General features: G+C 68.7%; 1 protein-coding gene. It reads left to right on the top strand.

Translation table 11 applies throughout. The annotated features are described in order from the left end of the window. The first annotated feature begins 20 nt into the window (after positions 1 to 20). Positions 21 to 1,217 carry an IS110 family RNA-guided transposase gene (locus tag NT8_RS28100; RefSeq protein ID WP_245646366.1) on the top strand — a complete coding sequence of 399 codons (1,197 nt, stop codon included), beginning with the start codon at positions 21 to 23 and terminating at the stop codon, positions 1,215 to 1,217. Positions 1,218 to 1,239: the final 22 nt, after the last annotated feature.

The following is a 1,239-nucleotide window of genomic DNA, read 5'->3' on the forward strand; positions in this document are numbered from 1 at the left end:
GAAACGGCGAGCCGGCGGAGGTGACCGTGCCCGAGATCTGGGCCGGAGTGGACATCGGCAAGGAGCATCACCACTGCGTGGTGATCAACGCGGACGGTGAACGGTTGCTGTCCCGTCGGGTCCTGAACGACGAGACTGAGCTGCTCCAGCTCATCGGCGACGTCCTGGAGGTATCCACCGACGTGCTGTGGGCCGTCGACCTCAACCACGGCGGCGCCGCCCTGCTGATCGGCCTGCTGCTCAGCCACGGCCAGCCCATGGCCTACCTCACCGGCCTGGCGGTCCATCGGGCCTCGGCCACCTACAAGGGCGAGGGCAAGACGGACGCCAAGGACGCCTTCGTCATCGCCGACCAGGCCCGCGTCCGCCGGGACGTCGGCCTGCTGCGGCCCGGCGACGAGATCGCCGTCGACCTGCGCACCCTGACCACCCGGCGCCTGGACGTGGTCTTCGACCGCACCCGGCAGATCAACCGGCTTCGGGCTCAACTGCTGGAGGTCTTCCCCGCGCTGGAGCGGTCTCTGGACCTGGTCAACAAGGGCCCGGTGATGCTGCTGACCGGCTACCAGACCCCGGCTGCGATCCGCCGCGCGGGCGCGAAGCGGATCGAGACCTGGCTGAGGAACCGCAAGGTCCGTGGCGCCTCCGCGCTTGCGAAGGCGGCGGTGGAGGCTGCCCGGGCTCAGATGACATCGCTGCCCGGCGAGGAGCTGGCCGCCGCCATGGTGGTCCGCCTCGCGAAGGGGGTGATGGCCCTCGATGAGGAGATCGCCGAGCTCGACGCCCTTATCGAGGCCAGGTTTCGCGAGCATCCGCACGCCGAGGTGATCCGCAGCCTGCCCGGAATGGGACCTAGGCTCGGTGCCGAGTTCATCGCCGCGACCGGCGGCGACATGGATGCTTTCGGCAGCGCCGATCGCCTGGCCGGCTTCGCCGGTCTGGCCCCCAGACCGCGCGACTCCGGCCGCGTCAGTGGAAATCTGCGCAGGCCCAAGCGTTATCACCGCGGCCTGCTGCGAAGCATGTACCTGTCGGCGATGGTCAGCATCACGACCTGCCCTGCCTCGAAGGCGTACTACCAGCGCAAGCGAAGCGAGGGGAAGGGGCACAAGCAGGCCCTGCTCGCGCTTGCCCGCCGACGCCTCAACGTGTTGTGGGCAATGATCCGTGACGGAGAGTGCTACCAAGGTTCACCTCCCGTCACCGCCGCGGCTTGACATCATGATTGGGAAGTCCTCT

This window comes from Nocardiopsis trehalosi NBRC 14201, from assembly GCF_001552555.1.
GTDB classification, from domain to species: Bacteria; Actinomycetota; Actinomycetes; order Streptosporangiales; family Streptosporangiaceae; genus Nocardiopsis_B; species Nocardiopsis_B trehalosi.